General features: G+C 38.1%; 18 protein-coding genes. 8 read left to right on the forward strand and 10 right to left on the reverse strand.

Annotation, left to right across the window (positions count from 1 at the left end; all coding sequences use genetic code 11):
* Positions 1–294: 294 nt before the first annotated feature.
* A complete protein-coding gene (locus FJQ98_RS07410; protein WP_053594439.1) occupies positions 295–636 on the forward strand; it encodes a DMT family transporter in 342 nt (113 codons plus the stop codon).
* Positions 636–950 (forward strand): DMT family transporter, encoded by a 315-nt coding sequence (locus FJQ98_RS07415; protein ID WP_201406664.1) that lies wholly within the window; start codon positions 636–638, stop codon positions 948–950. Before FJQ98_RS07410 ends, FJQ98_RS07415 begins: the two co-directional genes overlap by 1 nt.
* Positions 951–1,362: 412 nt before the next feature.
* On the opposite strand, the gene FJQ98_RS07420 is transcribed toward FJQ98_RS07415, so the two are convergent.
* The 4 genes from FJQ98_RS07420 to FJQ98_RS07435 form a co-directional block, all read right to left on the reverse strand.
* Positions 1,363–2,238, reverse strand: coding sequence for a glycine betaine ABC transporter substrate-binding protein (locus tag FJQ98_RS07420; protein ID WP_053594441.1), 876 nt, complete (start codon positions 2,236–2,238; stop codon positions 1,363–1,365).
* A gap of 105 nt (positions 2,239–2,343) precedes the next feature.
* Complete coding sequence (locus FJQ98_RS07425; protein ID WP_053594442.1) at positions 2,344–3,198, reverse strand: ABC transporter permease; 855 nt, start codon at positions 3,196–3,198, stop codon at positions 2,344–2,346.
* Positions 3,191–4,390, reverse strand: coding sequence for a quaternary amine ABC transporter ATP-binding protein (locus tag FJQ98_RS07430; RefSeq protein WP_053594443.1), 1,200 nt, complete (start codon positions 4,388–4,390; stop codon positions 3,191–3,193). The genes FJQ98_RS07425 and FJQ98_RS07430 overlap by 8 nt, the downstream gene beginning before the upstream one ends.
* A gap of 159 nt (positions 4,391–4,549) precedes the next feature.
* Positions 4,550–5,185, reverse strand: coding sequence for a GntR family transcriptional regulator (locus FJQ98_RS07435; protein ID WP_053594444.1), 636 nt, complete (start codon positions 5,183–5,185; stop codon positions 4,550–4,552).
* A 337-nt stretch (positions 5,186–5,522) separates the two neighbouring features.
* On the opposite strand from FJQ98_RS07435, the gene FJQ98_RS07440 reads away from it, so the two are divergent.
* Genes FJQ98_RS07440 through FJQ98_RS07455 form a run of 4 tightly spaced genes read left to right on the forward strand, consistent with a single transcriptional unit; the run spans position 5,523 to position 9,042 of the window.
* Positions 5,523–6,254 (forward strand): GTP cyclohydrolase II, encoded by a 732-nt coding sequence (locus tag FJQ98_RS07440; protein ID WP_053594445.1) that lies wholly within the window; start codon positions 5,523–5,525, stop codon positions 6,252–6,254.
* 15 nt (positions 6,255–6,269) lie between these two features.
* Positions 6,270–7,379 carry a bifunctional diaminohydroxyphosphoribosylaminopyrimidine deaminase/5-amino-6-(5-phosphoribosylamino)uracil reductase RibD gene (gene ribD / locus FJQ98_RS07445; RefSeq protein WP_053594446.1) on the forward strand — a complete coding sequence of 370 codons (1,110 nt, stop codon included), beginning with the start codon at positions 6,270–6,272 and terminating at the stop codon, positions 7,377–7,379.
* Complete coding sequence (locus FJQ98_RS07450) at positions 7,376–8,461, forward strand: FAD-dependent monooxygenase (RefSeq protein ID WP_053594447.1); 1,086 nt, start codon at positions 7,376–7,378, stop codon at positions 8,459–8,461. The genes ribD and FJQ98_RS07450 overlap by 4 nt, the downstream gene beginning before the upstream one ends.
* A gap of 17 nt (positions 8,462–8,478) precedes the next feature.
* Positions 8,479–9,042: a 5' nucleotidase, NT5C type gene (locus FJQ98_RS07455; protein ID WP_053594448.1), complete on the forward strand. Its 564-nt coding sequence runs from the start codon at positions 8,479–8,481 to the stop codon at positions 9,040–9,042.
* 65 nt (positions 9,043–9,107) lie between these two features.
* Here FJQ98_RS07455 and FJQ98_RS07460 read toward each other — a convergent pair whose 3' ends face one another.
* The 5 genes from FJQ98_RS07460 to FJQ98_RS07480 form a co-directional block, all read right to left on the reverse strand.
* Positions 9,108–9,875 carry an IclR family transcriptional regulator gene (locus FJQ98_RS07460; RefSeq protein ID WP_053594449.1) on the reverse strand — a complete coding sequence of 256 codons (768 nt, stop codon included), beginning with the start codon at positions 9,873–9,875 and terminating at the stop codon, positions 9,108–9,110.
* 80 nt (positions 9,876–9,955) lie between these two features.
* A complete protein-coding gene (locus tag FJQ98_RS07465; RefSeq protein ID WP_053594450.1) occupies positions 9,956–11,098 on the reverse strand; it encodes a CaiB/BaiF CoA transferase family protein in 1,143 nt (380 codons plus the stop codon).
* Between the two features lie 18 nt (positions 11,099–11,116).
* On the reverse strand, positions 11,117–11,923 hold the full coding sequence (locus FJQ98_RS07470; protein WP_053594451.1) for an enoyl-CoA hydratase/isomerase family protein: 807 nt from the start codon (positions 11,921–11,923) through the stop codon (positions 11,117–11,119).
* Between the two features lie 63 nt (positions 11,924–11,986).
* Positions 11,987–13,063 (reverse strand): acyl-CoA dehydrogenase family protein, encoded by a 1,077-nt coding sequence (locus tag FJQ98_RS07475; protein ID WP_053594452.1) that lies wholly within the window; start codon positions 13,061–13,063, stop codon positions 11,987–11,989.
* Positions 13,060–14,214 carry an acyl-CoA dehydrogenase family protein gene (locus FJQ98_RS07480; RefSeq protein WP_053594453.1) on the reverse strand — a complete coding sequence of 385 codons (1,155 nt, stop codon included), beginning with the start codon at positions 14,212–14,214 and terminating at the stop codon, positions 13,060–13,062. The genes FJQ98_RS07475 and FJQ98_RS07480 overlap by 4 nt, the downstream gene beginning before the upstream one ends.
* 220 nt (positions 14,215–14,434) lie before the next feature.
* On the opposite strand from FJQ98_RS07480, the gene rpoN reads away from it, so the two are divergent.
* Complete coding sequence (gene rpoN, locus FJQ98_RS07485; RefSeq protein WP_053594454.1) at positions 14,435–15,772, forward strand: RNA polymerase factor sigma-54; 1,338 nt, start codon at positions 14,435–14,437, stop codon at positions 15,770–15,772.
* Positions 15,773–15,868: 96 nt separating this feature from the next.
* Here the strand turns inward: rpoN and FJQ98_RS07490 are convergent, their stop codons facing one another.
* Complete coding sequence (locus FJQ98_RS07490) at positions 15,869–16,084, reverse strand: hypothetical protein (RefSeq protein ID WP_143114731.1); 216 nt, start codon at positions 16,082–16,084, stop codon at positions 15,869–15,871.
* A gap of 242 nt (positions 16,085–16,326) precedes the next feature.
* On the opposite strand from FJQ98_RS07490, the gene FJQ98_RS07495 reads away from it, so the two are divergent.
* Positions 16,327–17,742, forward strand: coding sequence for an amino acid permease (locus FJQ98_RS07495; RefSeq protein ID WP_053594455.1), 1,416 nt, complete (start codon positions 16,327–16,329; stop codon positions 17,740–17,742).
* The last annotated feature ends 89 nt before the right edge of the window (positions 17,743–17,831 follow it).

The following is a 17,831-nucleotide window of genomic DNA, read 5'->3' on the forward strand; positions in this document are numbered from 1 at the left end:
ACAGCAGTGTTCCTTAGGCTTTTTTTATTGGGCTAAAATGATGGCTGAGGGAAGGAAGTTACAGGAACAGCTCAATTTGGAGTTAGACAGAATAATTTGCTCCGTTTTGCAGGAGAACCTCCCAGGTTTAGTGGGGAGCCCCCTCCGCTTGGGGTAAGAAGCGCTCGGGTAGGTCAGAGAACTGATCGGGTAGGCCGGAAAACCGCTCAGGTAGGTCAAAGAAGAACTCACTCACTTTGCTCAAAGATAACTGCTCAATAATCCGTGTCTAACAATAAAATGGAGGAAATCGCAATGAATAAACAATGGTTAAGTGTCGTAATTGCTGCTTTTTTTGAAGTCGGCTGGGTCATAGGTTTAAAGCATGCAGGAAGTGTACTCGAATGGATTGGTACCGCTATTGCAATTTTTGTTAGCTTTTATTTACTAATTAAGGCTGGAGAAAACCTACCAGTCGGCACTGTTTATGCAGTATTCGTAGGCTTGGGAACAGCGGGAACCGTGTGTGCTGATAGTTTGCTGTTTGGAGAGCCATGGAAGCTAGCCAAAATTTTATGTATCTTTGTATTACTTGCGGGGGTAGTGGGCTTAAAGCTAGTGACAGGGGAGTCTAAAGATCAAGAGGTGAACGGATAATGGCATGGGTTGCATTAGTAGTTGCAGGGCTATGTGAGATGATGGGTGTTTATATGATTAGTAAATATAATGATGCTAAGAGTACTAAAAATTTAGTGTTATTGATTGTTGCATTTACCTTAAGCTTTGCTGGCCTTGCATATGCCATGGAAACATTACCGATGGGTACAGCGTATGCTATTTGGACAGGAATCGGAGCGGCGGGTGGTGCTTTACTCGGTATGTTGTTTTTCAATGAATCTAAGGACTGGAGACGTATTGTTTGCATTGGCCTAGTTTTTAGGGCAGCGATATTTTTGAAATTATTATCTTAATTAATCAATCAATAAAAAATTTATTCAATCTTAAATAGTCATCTGGCATCGATCTAATCATTGCGGGGTGACTATTTTGATTATCATACATAACGATGATAAAGAGCTCTTTGTTCATATTAAAATCGCTGTTGCTTTAAAAGATATAAATTTAATATTCAAATATTATGCATAATTTGTTAAAATAAGGATATGCGTAGTTAGTCATTAGGAGATTTTAAAGATTATTATTTGGAAACATAAATAAGTAAATGTAGATTATTCGTATTCTTTACTAAAAAATCATTGAGGCGTTGTTATTTTATAGAGGAAATTGTAATTACGGATAGTAGTCAGACTGTTTTTCAGTAAGAAGTGAAGAACCTAAAAAAGACAGACAACCATTCGTTAGTTGTCCGTCAATTTTTGAAAGTTATTTTTTTACATCCTTTGTCCATTCAGCAACTTTGTCTGAATTAGCTTCTACCCAATCTTTAGCAGCATCTTTTGGATCCTTGCCATCCATAACTTCTAGCATAATAGTCTCTAAATCGTCTGCTGTCCAGTGGAAGTTATCAAGTACAGAATAAACATCTGGTTGATCTTCTTTTAAACCTTTACGAACGAAAGTGTTAATCGTTTCTTCGCCGCCATAAACAGCTTTTGGATCTTCTAAATATTTAAGATCATATTTTGCGAATTTCCAGTGTGGAGACCAGCCTGTCACGATAATTTCTTCTTTATCTTTAATCGCTTTAGCAAGAGCAGTTGTCATTGCACCAGATGAAGAAGTTAATAGATTCCAATCAGCTAAGTTATCATATTCATCTAATGCTTTTTCTGTAGCAGCTGTAATTCCAGCTCCAGGCTCGATACCTGTAATTGTATGATCTGCTTGATTTTTTAAATCCTCAATCGAATTAACGTCCATATAGCTTGGTACTACTAAACCTATTTTGGCGCCAGTAAGGTTTTCACCTAGCTCATCAAGATTATCCTTATATTTTTCATACTGTGAGGCATGTGTATGTGGTAACCATGCAGCAACCATACCATCTGCTTCTCCTTTTGAAACAGCCTCCCACATAATTGCATTATCGAGTGGTGTTAATGTTACATTGTAGCCTAAATCCTCTAGCACCTGTCCAACGACATGAGTTGAAGCAATTTCTGTATCCCATTCAACGTAGGCTAGATTGACGTCCTTTGAGTCACCCTTGCTTTTATTTGAATCATCGCCACTACATGCAGCTAGCAAAAAGCCGAGACCTAAAGCCATCCCTAATTTAGATAATGTTTTCAGTTTCATCGAATCTTCCTTTCTTATTGTAAAAAATTATTATCAAACTACAAAATGCAAATCTCAGCAGTGAAAGTGAAGAGCTAATACTTTCGCTAAAAATTGCCTCTTTTTCTAAACGGCTTTCTTCTTATTAAAGCTTTGCGTTAAGCGGTCTATAACAATGGCGAAAATTACGAGACCTAAACCTGCAACAAAGCCATTCCCAACCTGTGTACGTTGTAGTGCCGTTAATACTTCACGTCCTAGACCAGGTGCACCAATCATTGAGGCAGTTACAACCATTGAAAGTGATAGCATAACAGTTTGGTTAATCCCTGCCATTATAGTTGATTTGGCAAGAGGGATTTCTACTTTAAATAGTTTTTGCCTTGAGGTACTACCATATGAATCCGCAGCTTCCACTAATTCTTTTGGTACTTGGCGAATTCCTAGGTTCGTCATTCGTACAGTTGGTGGTAGGGCGAAAATAACGGATGCAAATACGCCAGGTACAATCCCAATACCAAAGAAGGCAACGGCAGGAATCAAGTACACGAAGCCAGGCATTGTTTGCATGAAATCGAGTATCGGCTTAATTATATTTTCTGCTACAGTTGACTTAGACATTAGAATGCCAAGTGGAATACCTAAAATGATTGAGATGATACTTGAAAAGAGCACAAGTGTAGTTGTTTCCATCAGGTGTGTCCATAAGCCTTGATTATAGATAAATAACAAACCAATTAATGAAAACGTTGCGAGCCCAAATTTTCTGCCGGTAACGAAAAAGGCAAAAATGACAACAAGTAAAATAAGAATAATAGCAGGTACGCTAACTAATAAATCAGTGACCTGATTCATGAGTAGTTTTCCATTTTTTTGAATCAAGTTAAAAAACACTGAAAAATTACTCGTCAACCAGTCCATAACTGATTCTACCCACGGTCCCAGTGGTATAGCTGGGATATTGTCTAAAAAATTATTCATGTGCAGCTGCCTCCTCATCGCTAGTTGAAAGTGCTTCGATGACAACGCCCCGGATGAGAACACCAAGTAAGCGTTCATCTTTTACAACTGCAATAGGAGTAGGAGAATTATAAATCATACCTAATATATCCTGTAAAAGCATATCTGGTGGAACGGTTAACATATCAGATTGAACAATTGAATGTACCGTTTGTTCTTGTCTTTTAGCAGCAGCCCGTGCGTCATCAGCAGTAATATAGCCTTTTAAATGTCGATTTTTGTCAACAGCCATTAGTAAACTAACCGTTTCTTCACGCATTCTTTTAAGTGCTACGGTCGGTCCATCTACATCTACGTTGACATATATAGGCCGAACCATGGCATTTTCAGCTGTTAATACTTTAGAGCGATCGACGTCTTCTACGAAGGTTTTAACATAATCATTTGCAGGATTTGTTAAAATTTCTTCTCCAGTACCAATTTGAATGATTGAGCCATCTTTCATAATGGCGATACGATCACCAATACGTAATGCTTCATTCAAATCGTGGGTGATAAATATAATCGTTTTTTTCAATGTGCTTTGTAAGTCGAGTAATTCATCCTGCATTTCTTTACGAATTAATGGATCGAGTGCTGAAAAAGCTTCATCCATTAGTAATATTTCAGGATCATTTGCAAGTGCGCGCGCTAATCCAACACGCTGTTGCATACCGCCCGATAATTGACTCGGATATTGGTCTTTATAAGCGAGTAAGCCTGCATTTTCGAGAGCCTGCTCCGCTTTTGATTGACGTTCTTCCTTTGAGATGCCTCTAATTTCAAGGCCATATTCAGTGTTTTGAAGAAGTGTACGATGGGGGAATAAACCGAAGTTTTGAAAGACCATACTCATTTTGTTTCTTCTTACAATACGTAAATTCTCTTTGCCCATTTTAGAAATATTTTCTCCATCGATATAAATATTTCCGCTTGTAGGCTCAATGAGGCGGTTTAAAAGTCGGATAAGTGTGGACTTCCCACTTCCTGATAATCCCATGATAACGAAGATTTCACCCTCATTTACAGTAAAACTTGCATCGTATACACCAACAGTTGCACCTGTTTCTTTTAAGATATCAGTCTTGCTTTTTTGTTGCTTGACGAGTTCTAATGCTTGAGGAATATGTTTCCCAAAAACTTTGGAAACATGTTCCACTTTAATTTTTTCCAATAGAACCACTCCTTTCGTAGATCTATACTATTTGAGGATAATGATACCCAAAAATAAACAAGTAACAACTTAACACTAACAAAGAGTTGTTACTTTTGTCAAATCGACAAATGAGAAAAAATCCGTTTAAACGCTGTTATATCAGCGTTTAAACGGATTTTAATTTGGATATAAAAAGCTCTGTACTCGAGCGAAACTTTCATCATTACCGACAAAGTAAATGATATCTCCTTCTTCAAACGACACATATGGACCGGGTGATAATAATAATTCATTGCCACGACGAATTCCGACAATTGTGCACGATGTATTTTGCCAAAAATTTAGACCTTGTACTGTTTGATGGATGCAAGGACTTTCAGCTGTCATCTCTAATTGATAAGGGATAAATGGATTGACAGATCGGAAATGTTCAGTTCGACTAATAAGCTGTTTGGTCTTATCCTGCAAGTTTATTAATTCTTGGTGTTGCTTCTGGATACTAGTCATAAGCTCATGTTGTAGTTCATGGACAGATTGAACATCATGGAATTGTCGGACAAAATGTGCAGCCTTTTCATATGATTTAATAATAACCCCACTGCCTTTTGAGGCCTCCACAATTTCCAAGTCTTGCAAAACAGCAATCGCTCTTCTTGCAGTTTCCGCAGAGACATTGTATTGGCTGGCTAGAGATGATCTCGCATAAATTTTATCGCCAATTCGATATTTTCTTTCCACGATTTTTGAGGCTAGATCGACAGCTATTTGCTGGTATTTTGGCTGCTTCACCTGCACATTTTTTTCTAATTGCATTCTAAACTTCCTTTCGATATTACAGTTACCACAGCTTATTATAGACTAGCCTGCACAGAAAAAATAGCATCTCCATAAGCTATTAGTATATGATAAAAACGTCATGTAGCAGTTTTTGTTTCTTATTAATTGTTTTTAACATCGTTCAGCAAATATTTTTGTAACGAAAGTGCCACGTCAGTTGGCCCAAAGCTTCTAGCGGATTAAAATAGAAGCTGATGTTTGACAGTTCTTAGTTATTATTATAAACTAAGTTACGTTATGTAAGTGATGTGGAAATACAAGTACTCAGTTAGTAGATTTAGCTAGCTGTTAACAATAGAAGGTTGGAGAAAATATGACAATTACTACTAAAGTTATGGATATAGTGAAAGACAAAATGACAATCGTGAAGCAATCTGAAACTGAAAGCATTTGCCTAGTTGGTCCAGTGAAATTACCGGTAAAACAGGGTGAATTTTCAGAGACATTTCAATGGTATAACTGGTTAAAAGTAGATGCGAATCTATCAAAAGAAGAAATTATTGATGGATTAGCAACTGCAAATTTAGCTTTTTTACAGCAGTCATCAGTGCTTGTATATGGAGATTTTGCACGTGAAGAGGATGCTTTAATTCGCATGCACAGCATTTGCCATACAGGTGATATTTTTGGGAGCCAGCGCTGTGATTGTGGTTATCAATTACATGAATCGATGAAAATGATTGCAGAGCACGGCTGTGGTGCTATTTTCTATTTAGCAGATCATGAAGGTCGTGGCATCGGGCTATTCTCGAAATCTCTTGCTTATTTACTACAAGAAGAGGGGTTAGATACGGTTGAAGCAAACCATGCTCTTGGCTTCCCAGATGATACTCGTTCTTATGAAGATGCCATTACTGTATTAACTGCACTTCGTTCAAAACCAGTTACACTGATTACTAATAATCCGAAGAAGCTTGCCGCATTACAGGCGCATGGCTTAACAGCAGAAGGACATGTCCCATTGTGGGGAGGATTAACGGAGACAAATCGTTTTTATTTAGACACAAAAGTAGAGAAATCTGGACATTTGCGCGAAGAGAAGTGAGTGGGGGAAACTAACATGACAACAGATGAAAAATATATGCAGCTAGCACTTGATTTAGCTGCTAGTGCAAAAGGGAATACGAACCCTAATCCACTTGTAGGGGCTGTAATCGTGAAAGACGGTGTAATTGTTGGAACAGGTTTACACAGAAAAGCAGGTGAACCCCATGCAGAGGTGCATGCATTCCGTATGGCAGGAGAACATGCTAAAGGTGCAACACTTTATGTAACTCTTGAGCCATGTTCACATTTTGGAAAAACACCTCCTTGTGCAAATTTAGTGAAGGATTCAGCAGTTAGTCGTGTTGTTGTAGCAATGCAAGATCCTAATCCTACTGTAGCTGGGCGTGGTATTCAACTATTACGAGAAGCGGGTATTGAGGTAGAGGTGGGTGTTTTAGAAGCTCAAGCTCGCCGTTTAAATGAACGCTTTATTCACAATATGCTAACAAAACGACCATTTATTATTTCAAAATACGCGATGACCTTAGATGGCAAAATAGCTGCCCACACAGGACATTCCAAGTGGGTAACTGGAGAGGCAGCACGTGAAGATGTTCACCGTATTCGTCATGAGGTAGATGGAATACTAGTTGGTGTTGGTACTGTTTTAGCCGATAATCCATCCTTAACGACAAGGTTAAAAGAAGATTACGGAAAAAATCCAGTACGCATTATTATGGATAGCTCACTTCGTACACCAGCTCATGCCAATGTTCTAAATGTAGAAGAAGCTAAAACGATTATTGTTTGCAGTGAGGATGCAAGCTCAGAAAAAATAGCAACAATAAAAGAAAAGGGTATAACGGTAATGCCAGTTCGCAGCGATGAAGAAGGGCTTATGATTGATGATATGCTTGAAAAGCTTTATCAGCATGGTATTACTGATATTTTAGTAGAGGGCGGAAGTACCGTAAACTCTTCATTTTTACAGCAAGGTGCTATTAACAAATATATGATTTACATAGCGCCAAAGGTTCTCGGTGGTCGGTTATCATTAACACCTATTGCTGGTCAAAATCCGTCTACCATGGATGAGGCATGGGATGTAGAATTTTCTTCGTTTGAGCAGGTAGGGCAAGATTTACGTATTATTGCGTATCCAAAGAAAGGTGAAGAAAAGTGAATTATCAAGCAGATGTTTGTATCGTAGGGGCTGGGCCAGGTGGAGCACTTCTTTCGCACTTACTAGCGAAAAAAGGTCTTTCCGTAATATTACTGGAACAAAACGCAGCACTTGGGCAGGCATTTCGCGGAGAGCATTTAAACGAGGAGGGCGAGGCTGTTTTAAAAAGTCATGAGCTTTTTGAAGCAGTCGAGGCGCTCGGCTTATTACGTATGGGAAAGCTTGAATATTACACAGAAGGTAGAGCATTTAAAACCATTTTGCCTGATAAAGTTGTAGGACATTTAGGTATTCATGTGCCGCAAACAAATCTATTAAAGGGTATTTTACAAGAAACACAGCATTTTCCGCACTTTTCTTGTTTCCTAAATACTAAGGTGACGAAGCTCATAGTTGATTCTTCGGGCAGATATACGGGTGTAATCGCAACAAGAGATGGAGAAACAATTGAAATTAGTAGTCAGTTAATTATCGGTGCTGATGGTCGTTACTCTACTATTCGTAAGCAAGCGCATATTGACTTTCAAAAGCGTAAACATGGCTTTGATTTACTGTGGGCTAAAATTCCTGCCCCACAAGGTTGGGAGCCATCGATAAAAATGGCATTAATCGGTGATAAGCAGCTATCATTGTTCACACAAGTAGGTGGGTTCATTCAAATCGGCTGGAATATTGAACAAGGAAGTTTTCCTCAGCTCAGAAAAAAAGCATTTACACCATTTATCCAACAGCTTACGGATCAATTTCCAGAATTATCTGATACTGTTATGGGACATATAAAATCTTGGCAAGATTTCGTATTGCTCGATGTATTCAGTAGTCATAGTAACTCTTGGGGAACAAAGGGACTTGTACTATTAGGTGATGCTATTCACACGATGACACCAACAGGAGCATTTGGGCTTAATAGTGCACTCAAGGATGCAGAATGTCTTGCGTCACTATTAAATAAAAATACGCTTGCTCATTTTGACGTACAAGATTTTCAACAAATACGCGAGCAAGACATTGAGGAAGTATTAGCGAAGCAAATTGAAAAAGAGCAAACATTCGCGGCTAACTTCATAAACAAGGCTTCTTGAAGGGAAGAAAAAACTAGATGAAATTTGGCTTTGATATAGATGACACACTTATTGATTTACGAGCACACGCTTTTTCACTCTATAATACAAAACTTGGCAAAAATGTTGCACTAGAAGCATTTCAAGCTTTGCAAAGAGTTGAAATTCACGAACCTTTTGGATTAACAGATGCTGAAGGATCGGCGATGTGGAGTAGTTCATTAGAGGAAATTTATTTTACGGATTGTCCTTCTTTTGAGGGAGCACTAGAAACGCTCCAAGCTTTGGCACAGCAGGGACATGATATATATTATATTACCTCGCGTCCCAAACAGCATTGTAAGCAAACAAGTGAATGGATGAAAGCACAAGGATTTCCAATCACAGAAGGTCATTTTTTCTGCGGAATGCAGGATACAGAAAAAGTGGCAATCATCAAAGAGCTAGCTTTAGATGTTTATGTAGATGATAAACCAGCTGTATTAGAAACACTTCAAGATGTGAAAACAAAAGTAATTTTAAAAAATCAATCGTATAACCAGCATGTTGAACTGCCACGCTTAAATCATTGGCATGACTTTTTAGAATTAGTAAATAATTAAAGCACTAAACCCGAATAGATATCACTTAAAAAAGTGAACCTATTCGGGTTTATTCATTGTTTCGATCAATACAATTGCTTTTCGATGTCTAATGCAACGCTTTGAATGGTTTCAATTAACTGATTTTCATCATAGTCGCTGTAGCGTATTTCTGGTATGACCAGTGTCACGGATGCGATGATTTGGTGAGAAGCATTTAAAATCGGTGCTGACACAGAACATGCTCCACGCACACGTTCGCTATTACTTTTCGCATAACGTTGTAAACGGATTTGCTGTAATTCCTTCAACAACTGCTCTTTTGAAAGTAATGTCTTATCTGTGATGGGTTCAAGACTGATATTCTCTACATATTCTTCAACATTTGGCATAAATGCGAGCAATATTTTAGATGATGCACCTGCATAAAGGGGAGAGGTGTCACCAACAAACATTTTCGTTGAAAGCGGATATGTTGAATCATAGTTTAAAATACATCGTCTCTCCAATCCATCAATAATATTCATGGAAACACTTTCGCCGATTTCTTCGTTCAGCTTTTTTAAAATAGGTTCTGCGACAATGATAAGACTTGATTCTTCTTTTACTAAATTTCCTAAATAGAGAAGTGAATGACCTAATTGATAGCGCTTTGTACGCTCATCTTTGTGAAGAAAGCCTTCGTACACAAAGGTAGAAACGAAACGCTGTAAACTGGAAATGCTTATCCCTGTTTTTTTACTTAACTCAGTTAGGGAAAGGCTAGGCTCATCTTTTGTGAAAGCTTTTAACACTTTAATAGCTTTGTGCAACGATGACATTGTATAGTTTTTTTCGAAAATCTCTTGATTCATCCCGTCACCTACGTAATAAAATAATTTTCCTCGACATCCGTCGGAGCATTTATCTTCATAAATTCTATTATAGCGTAATTTTATTTTTGTAGAGAGGACTTTTGGAATTCATTTGTATGTTCTCCAAGTATCGGTGGTGCTAATTTATATTGAATAGTTAAATCAGAGAACTTTAACGGGTTTTTGATGAATCTGATTGTACCATATTGTTCGTGCTCTATTTCACCAATCATGTCGCGTGCCATAAATTGCGGTTGTTCTAGTGCTTCAGCAATCGTATTCACACGTCCTCCAGGGATTTTGTATTGTTGTAATAAGGTAATCCATTCATCCCGTTTTTTTGTCATTGTCATGTCAGTAATCATCTGAACTAGCTCCGCTTCATGTTGCTTGCGCATCGTATTTGTTAAAAAGCGCGGATCATTGGCCCATTCTTCACGTTTCAACATCGTGCAAAACTTTTTAAATTGTCCATCTGTACCAACGCAAATCATTAAGGGGCCATCCTCACAATTAAATACTTGATACGGAGCAACATTATTATGACGATTACCTAGACGTTCTGAGATAAAGCCTGTATTTAAATAAGCGCTTGCTACATTCGCTAAGCTACTCATTTGAATGTCTAATAAAGCTAAGTCAATAAATTGCCCTGTATTTGTTTGATCGCGCATTCGTAGAGCGGCTAAAATACTAATGACAACATAATTAGAGGTTAAAATATCTGCAATAGGAACACCAACTTTTGTTGCCTCTCCTTCAGCTGAGCCAGTGACATGCATTAAACCACTCATTGCTTGAATAACTGGGTCGAAGCCTGGTTCGTGAGCAAGAGGACCAGTTTGACCGAATCCTGTTACTGCACAATATATGATTCTTGGATTCACTTTTATTAGTTCCTCATAGCTTAGCCCCATCCGCTCCATATCACCCGTCTTAAAATTTTCGAGTACGACATCCGCATCTTTGACAAGCTCTTTAAATCTTTCTCTGTCTTCTATTGTTTTTAAATCTAACGTGATAGATTTTTTATTGCGATTCGCACATAAATAATACGTGCTTTGTTCATTCACAAATGGTCCCCAGTCACGCATACTATCAGAGCCATCCGGATGTTCAATACGAATTACTTCTGCCCCTAAATCGGCCAACATCATGGAGCCAGCAGGAGCAGCATATACACGTGATAAATCTAACACTCGAATATTTTCAAGAGGTTGCATTGTTCTTCCTCCTACACATCATTTATAAACAGGCTTACGTTTTTCTACGACTGCGCTTACACCTTCTTTAAAATCATCTAGCTCTGTTACAATGGCCATCTGTGATGAAATATAGTCAAGCGCAGTACGTAAATCCATCTTTTGACTTTGATAAACAGCACGCTTAATGAATTGTAATGTCGTGGTTGGGCGACTCGCTAATTCCTTTGCATAATTTAATGTGTATTCGTCAAGTTCATGGTCTTCTACAACAAATGTCACAACACCTTTGTCCTTTGCTTCATCAGCAGTTAATACACGAGCTGTCCAGAACATATCCAATGCTTGATCGATGCCGATTAATTTTGGTAAATAATAAGCGCCACCATCGCCCGGCACGATCGCAACGTTAATATAGCTTTCTGAGATCTTTGTAGATTTTGCGGCAATCCGTATATCGCACATTAAGGCCATATCAAGTCCTGCGCCCATTGCAAACCCATGTACCTGTGCAATAACAGGCTTATCAATTTCTTCAAGGAGAAGGGGGATACGCTGAATCTTTTTCCAAAGAGAATTTTTGCGTGCTAAACCTGTTGAAGAGATATCGTCCTCGCTTTGGAAAAATCCTTCACCAGCTTGCATGGCCTTAATATCGCCACCAGCGCAAAATGATTTCCCATTACCTTTTACGATGACGACACGAATATCCTCTGAATCACGGACATTTTCAAGGGCTTCAATCCATTTAGAGATCATTTCTTCACTGAAAGCATTGTACGCCTCAGGTCTATTTAATGTAATTGTGGCAACATGGTCTTGCACTTCAAAAAGTAAATCAGTCATTGCTAACACTCCTTATCTTGTCATTAGTAGTTTGTCACAAATTAATTTTGATTATTGAAGTCTCTATCCTTCCACTTTGAGAAGGGGAGAGCTTGAGCTAAATGATGTTAAATATCCCCATAGACTATCTCCGCTATTTTCCAAGAGTTGTGTTGCGACCAAATTAGTCCAAGAAGAGGTGCTAGCACCTTCATCGCGCCAAGACCAAAGTCTGCGTGTAAATTGATGCAAACTATGTTCGTGTGTTGTACCAATTGCAGCGTGTACTTGATGTGCAATGGTTGTCACTGTTTGAATGATTTCTTCAAAACGAATGCGGGCGTATGCAACCTCACTATTTTGTTTGTTCATCTGAAGGGCTTCTGTTACATTATTAAATGCTGCTAATGCAATAGCCGTTTCACCTGCCAAATGTACAATATGCTGCTGAACGAGCTGAAAGCGATGAATCGGACGACCGAATTGCTCACGTTCTTTTGTATATTGAACAGTTAAGTCATTTATTTTATCGATGGCACCAGTCATCAGTGCTAATTGAAAGGCTGTATTGAGTGTTGTTATAGCGTGCATCTTGTCAGGTGATAACACAGCAGATACTTGGGAAACATTAGCATGATGGAATATCGCGGTATCACGAGGTTCGCCTGCTAAATTCGTACCATGCTTAATTTCTGCTTGGCTTAAATCTATTTCTACAAGATGTGTACCCTCCAAGCTATGGGCAAGTGTCACTAGGTGTTTTGTATGGCGTGCCCAAGGGATTTGAATCGCCTCTCCCGTTAATTTGCCATTCTCTAACGTAAAGGCTTGGTTAGGGCAGAGCATATACGTCGCCAAATCCTCAATTACTTGTAAACTAGTGAACTCTAATAAATAATTTGCAAATGTTGTTTCTGCGAATGGAATCGGTGCAGCGTATTTTCCAGTTAAACGCACAATATTCAATAAATCCTCTATATCGCCACCTGCACCTCCATTTTCTTCTGTAATGGCTACAGCAGTCATACCGTTTTCTTTAAACAGATCCCATAGTTCTGGTGCCCAATTACCTTGTTCTACTGTATCGACTAAATCTTTATCCACTTTTTCTTTTAACATGCGCTCTACAACATCAACGATCATGTCTTTCATTTCACTCATTGTGCTATAACCCCTTTCGCTACAACGCCATATAATACCTCTGAAGTTCCTCCTCGAATTGTAAAACCTGGTGCATGCAAAATGGATTCAGCCATAAAGCGATCGATTTTACGATGCGCGTCAAGGGTTGGATAAGTTTGGATGATTAAGCGTGTGATTTCAGGAATACTTTGCTCGAATTTCGTCCCGAATGCTTTTACAAGTGCTGCGGGAATAGATACGTCTTCACTATTACCAGTTTCTAAAAGCTGGGCTACTCCAATTGACAAATTCCGTAGACTCCAAAGACGGGCTACAATTTTTGACGCTTGTTTTAAACCTTCTAAATTGTTTTGGCGCTTTAACTCTTGAATAAGCTCATCAATTAATGGGAATGTACTCAATATTCGCTCTGGGCCACTGCGCTCAAAGGCAAGCTCAGCTAAACCTTGAGCCCAGCCATTACCAATTTCTCCAACTACCATATTGTCAGGTACAAAAACATTGTCAAAGAACACTTCGTTGTAATGATGTTCACCAGTTAAAAATTTAATGGGAACAACGGTTACACCTTCTGCATGTAAATCGACGATTAACTGACTAAGCCCTGCGTGTTTATTTTTACCATCAAAAGCACTTGTACGTACTAAAGTAACCATATAATGGCAAAGATGAGCATTACTCGTCCATATTTTTTGACCATTGACTAACCAGCCACCTTCTACTTTTTCAGCACGTGTACTGACTGAAGCTAAGTCAGACCCACTATTTGGTTCACTTAAACCTATGCCAAAGTAGCATTCACCTTTTACAATTTTCGGTAAGAAATATTCACGCTGCTCTTCTGTCCCATATCGTAAAAGAAGTGGTCCTGTTTGGCGATCGGCAAACCAATGAGCTGCAACTGGAGCACCAACGGCTAAAAACTCCTCCGTTAAAATGTATCGATCAATAGTACTACGCTCTTGGCCACCATATTTTTTAGGCCAAGTTAAACCAATCCAGCCTTTTTGACCAATTAATTTAGAGAATTCTGGATCATCTCCACTTAGCCAAGAGTCACATTTAGACGTGAAGGTCCCTTTTGCTAATTCATCTTGTAGAAATGTTCGGACATCTAAGCGAAATTGTTCCTGCTCTTGTGTAAATTGCACAGTTGGTAAATGAAACATTTCATCACTCCTTTTGTTTTACCGTAATGTGGTAACTATTATTGTATATGTGTATTTTATGATGACTTATTAATGTAGTCAATTACTTTTTTGGAATTATTAGAAAATTCTACGGAGGAATAGAGGAATATCTAAATAAAATAAAAATTTAATGAAAAAATGGAAAAACAAAGAATAAACATGTTACTATGTAGAAAATTCTGTCATGGAGGTGTAGGGTATGCAAATGGCTATCAAAACTTCCCAAAAAGTAATGCAAGTTTTATCAGCGCAACTAGTACAGCACTTAGAAATACTGCAATATTCATCCAATGAGCTAGAACAATTTATTTATGACAAAGCTAATGAAAATCCACTGTTAGTTGTCACTGACGCAACGGTGAAAAGTCAATATGAGGAAATTATGCAATTAGCAAGCTATTCCTTAAAAAGTTATACTGCGCAAAATAATGGATTGCTAAATAATTCATTTAATCCTATTGAGATGAAACTTGCTGCAAAAGAAAGCTATGAGCAGTTTTTATTGGAACAAGTACCTATGCATAAAAATTTATCTTCAGTAGATTTAAAAATCTTAACGTTTTTAATTCAATCCTTAGATGATCGTCTATTTTTAGATGTTGATTTAGAAATTGTTGCACATAAATTTAAAACAAATGTTTTGCATGTAGAGGCACTATTGGATTTACTTCAAACTTTCGAGCCAGTAGGAGTAGGAGCGCGTAATTATAAAGAGTATTTACTTATTCAAGTGGACAGGGATGCACTTGCACCAAAATGGACCTCCCAATTTATCAAAACGGATTTAGAGCTAGTGGCAGCGCAGAGCATTAAACAGTTAAGTAAAAAGTATAAAACTTCTACACAAGAAGTGAAGAAAACTGTCCACTATATAAAAAATTTAAAACCGGTGGTGACAGGAGATAAATTCGAAACGATTCCATATGTCATTCCTGAAATCGAAGTAGAGAGATTGGGGGAGGAATGGCTGATTAAATTAAATCGTGGCTATTTACCAATTGTTTCAATCGATAAACATTATGTTGAAATTTTAAAAAACGAACCAAATTGTAAAACATATTTTCAAAACACAATGAAAGATGCTCTTTTATTATTACAAGGAATTGAACAACGTGATAAAACACTTTACGAATTAGCTAGATTGTTAGTGGAATTGCAAGAGGATTTTTTCTATAAAGGAATTGAGGCAATAAAGCCTATGCGGTTAAAAGATGTAGCTGACATTTTAAATCTACATGTGTCTACGATTAGTCGAGCTGTTCGTGGAAAATATATCAAAACCTCTCAAGGTGTCTATGCTTTACAATCGTTGTTTACAAAAGGAGTAATGAATATTTCAGGGAAAATGGATTCTATTATGTATATTAAAAAGCGACTCAAACAGTTGATTGAAGCTGAGGATAAACAAAAACCTTTAACAGATCAGCAGATTACAAATATTTTAAGTACTGACGGTATCCATATATCCAGACGGACAGTAGCGAAGTACAGGGAAGAAATGAATATTATGAGTTCATTCAATCGAGTATATGGATAGAACAAATGATGCAAACGAACTGTTAATGATGTGTTTTTGCATCAAAATTTCGAAATCGCATATGAAAGATTCATAGATTTTTCTCACTCAGTAATTTTAAGGCTCTTCGCAAAACGAGGGTTGATTTCCGTTCCGACTGGGCGCTTTGTTGCTGCCGCTACGCTTTCGCACAGATAAAACAATTGTTGCTGTCGCTACGCTTTCGCACAGATAAAACAATTGTTGCTGTCGCTTCGCTTTCGCGCAGAGCGGAGCTTCCTGGAGGCGTCCGATGAGCCGCTTCACTCGCGTTCCTCTATCGCTGATCCCCAAGGAGTCGCCCAGTCTCCACTCCAATCAACTTATTAAAAATACTACGTTTTATAAAATGTCATCAACAATTTTTGGTGATAGGACAACTTTTAAATACAACAATAGATGTACAGATTGATAATTTTTTGGAAATTTTAATAATTGAATAGGTTTGGCATCAGAATTGCTCATTAAACAGTAGACATTGAATTAGAGGAAAGGGGCTAGTAAATGTCTACATAAAACACTAAAGGGGTGGTTTAATGGGAGCTTTGCAAAAATCACTGAAAACACGGCATATTACAATGATTTCCATTGGAGGGGTTATTGGTACAGGGCTATTCGTCGGGACAGGGAAAAATATTTTAAGTACCGGCCCAGCAGCGGTGGTTTCATATACGATTGCGTGCTTACTCATAGTTCTAATCATGCAAATGGTTGGGGAAATGGCATCAGGAGAAATAGTATTAGGGAAGAAATCAGGTGGTTCGGCAGAGTTAGGTTCATTTGCTTCATATGCAGGAAAGTATATTGGTCCATGGGCAGGTTTTACAGTAGGCTGGCTTTATTGGGCAAGCTGGGTGTTTATTGTAGGGTTAGAAGCAGCACTCATAGGGGGAATGTTGCATAATTGGTTTCCGATGATTCCAACTTGGCTAGGAAGTGTAGGCATAACATTATTGATGACAATTATTAATATTTATTCAGTAAAATCATTTGGTGAGTTCGAATATTGGCTTTCCTTCGTTAAAGTTACAGCTATTGCCGTATTTTTAGTAGTTGGTATAGCAATGATTTTAGGCATTTGGCCAAATTATGAACCGAAGGGGTTAGGTATTTTAACAGAATTTGGTGGATTTGCACCAAATGGTATTGTCCCAATTTTAACCGCAATTGTTTTTGTCATTTTCTCAATTTGTGGTGCTGAGGTTGCAGCCATCGCGGCAGCAGAGTCTGAAAATCCAGCGAAAAATATTGTTCGCGCCATTCGCAACGTTGTATTTCGCTTAGGTTTATTTTTCGTAGGTTCAGTAGCCATTATGGTTTTGATTATACCTTGGAATGATTCAAAAATGTTGGCAGCACCTTACGCAAATATTTTAACGATAGCGGGGCTTCCTATTGCTGCTCAACTAATTCAAATCGTCATTTTTATTTCACTTATCTCTGTTTTAAATTCCGCTCTTTATACAAGCTCACGTATGTTACTTGAAATGTCGCGTCAAGGGGATGCACCAAAAATATTCTCGCAAATTAAAAATCGTCGGGGTGTACCTGTACCGGCTATTATTGGCAGTACAGTGGTAGCGTATATTTGTGCGATGCTATACTTCATTTCACCTGAAGTCATTTTCTATTTTTTGGGTAATTGTGTTGGAGGATTAATGATCGCTGTTTATATTTTCATTGCTATTTCACAAATTCGTTTCCGGCGTTATTATGACAAGGTTTCAGATGAGCCATTAGCGATTAAAATGTGGCTATTCCCATACCTATCGTATGTCGCAATTGGTATATTAACAGTCGTTTATTTATGCCAAGCCCTCATCGGATCTTTACGCTCTCAATTCTATTTAAGTACATCAGTATTAATTGGCTCAGTTGTATTGTTCATGATTATGCGAAAACTGTCGACAAGATCAGCGGAGCAAATAGAGGAAAAGCTTGCCTCGGAATAGAATGTTATAAAAATACAAAAAATTCGCAACATTTCTGCGAGATATCAAGCCTTGAAAGAACTTACAGGATGCTTTGGCACCTTTTAGGC

This window comes from Lysinibacillus agricola, assembly GCF_016638705.1.
Taxonomy (GTDB): domain Bacteria; phylum Bacillota; class Bacilli; order Bacillales_A; family Planococcaceae; genus Lysinibacillus; species Lysinibacillus agricola.

Excerpts from the sequence above, each read along its gene's own strand:
- FJQ98_RS07410 (WP_053594439.1), top strand. The coding sequence starts at position 295 with ATGAATAAACAATGGTTAAGTGTCGTAATTGCTGCTTTTTTTGAAGTC.
- FJQ98_RS07415 (WP_201406664.1), top strand. The coding sequence starts at position 636 with ATGGCATGGGTTGCATTAGTAGTTGCAGGGCTATGTGAGATGATGGGT.
- FJQ98_RS07420 (WP_053594441.1), bottom strand. The coding sequence starts at position 2,238 with ATGAAACTGAAAACATTATCTAAATTAGGGATGGCTTTAGGTCTCGGC.
- FJQ98_RS07425 (WP_053594442.1), bottom strand. The coding sequence starts at position 3,198 with ATGAATAATTTTTTAGACAATATCCCAGCTATACCACTGGGACCGTGG.
- FJQ98_RS07435 (WP_053594444.1), bottom strand. The coding sequence starts at position 5,185 with ATGCAATTAGAAAAAAATGTGCAGGTGAAGCAGCCAAAATACCAGCAA.
- FJQ98_RS07440 (WP_053594445.1), top strand. The coding sequence starts at position 5,523 with ATGACAATTACTACTAAAGTTATGGATATAGTGAAAGACAAAATGACA.
- ribD (WP_053594446.1), top strand. The coding sequence starts at position 6,270 with ATGACAACAGATGAAAAATATATGCAGCTAGCACTTGATTTAGCTGCT.
- FJQ98_RS07455 (WP_053594448.1), top strand. The coding sequence starts at position 8,479 with ATGAAATTTGGCTTTGATATAGATGACACACTTATTGATTTACGAGCA.
- FJQ98_RS07460 (WP_053594449.1), bottom strand. The coding sequence starts at position 9,875 with ATGAATCAAGAGATTTTCGAAAAAAACTATACAATGTCATCGTTGCAC.
- FJQ98_RS07465 (WP_053594450.1), bottom strand. The coding sequence starts at position 11,098 with ATGCAACCTCTTGAAAATATTCGAGTGTTAGATTTATCACGTGTATAT.
- FJQ98_RS07470 (WP_053594451.1), bottom strand. The coding sequence starts at position 11,923 with ATGACTGATTTACTTTTTGAAGTGCAAGACCATGTTGCCACAATTACA.
- FJQ98_RS07475 (WP_053594452.1), bottom strand. The coding sequence starts at position 13,063 with ATGAGTGAAATGAAAGACATGATCGTTGATGTTGTAGAGCGCATGTTA.
- FJQ98_RS07480 (WP_053594453.1), bottom strand. The coding sequence starts at position 14,214 with ATGTTTCATTTACCAACTGTGCAATTTACACAAGAGCAGGAACAATTT.
- rpoN (WP_053594454.1), top strand. The coding sequence starts at position 14,435 with ATGCAAATGGCTATCAAAACTTCCCAAAAAGTAATGCAAGTTTTATCA.
- FJQ98_RS07495 (WP_053594455.1), top strand. The coding sequence starts at position 16,327 with ATGGGAGCTTTGCAAAAATCACTGAAAACACGGCATATTACAATGATT.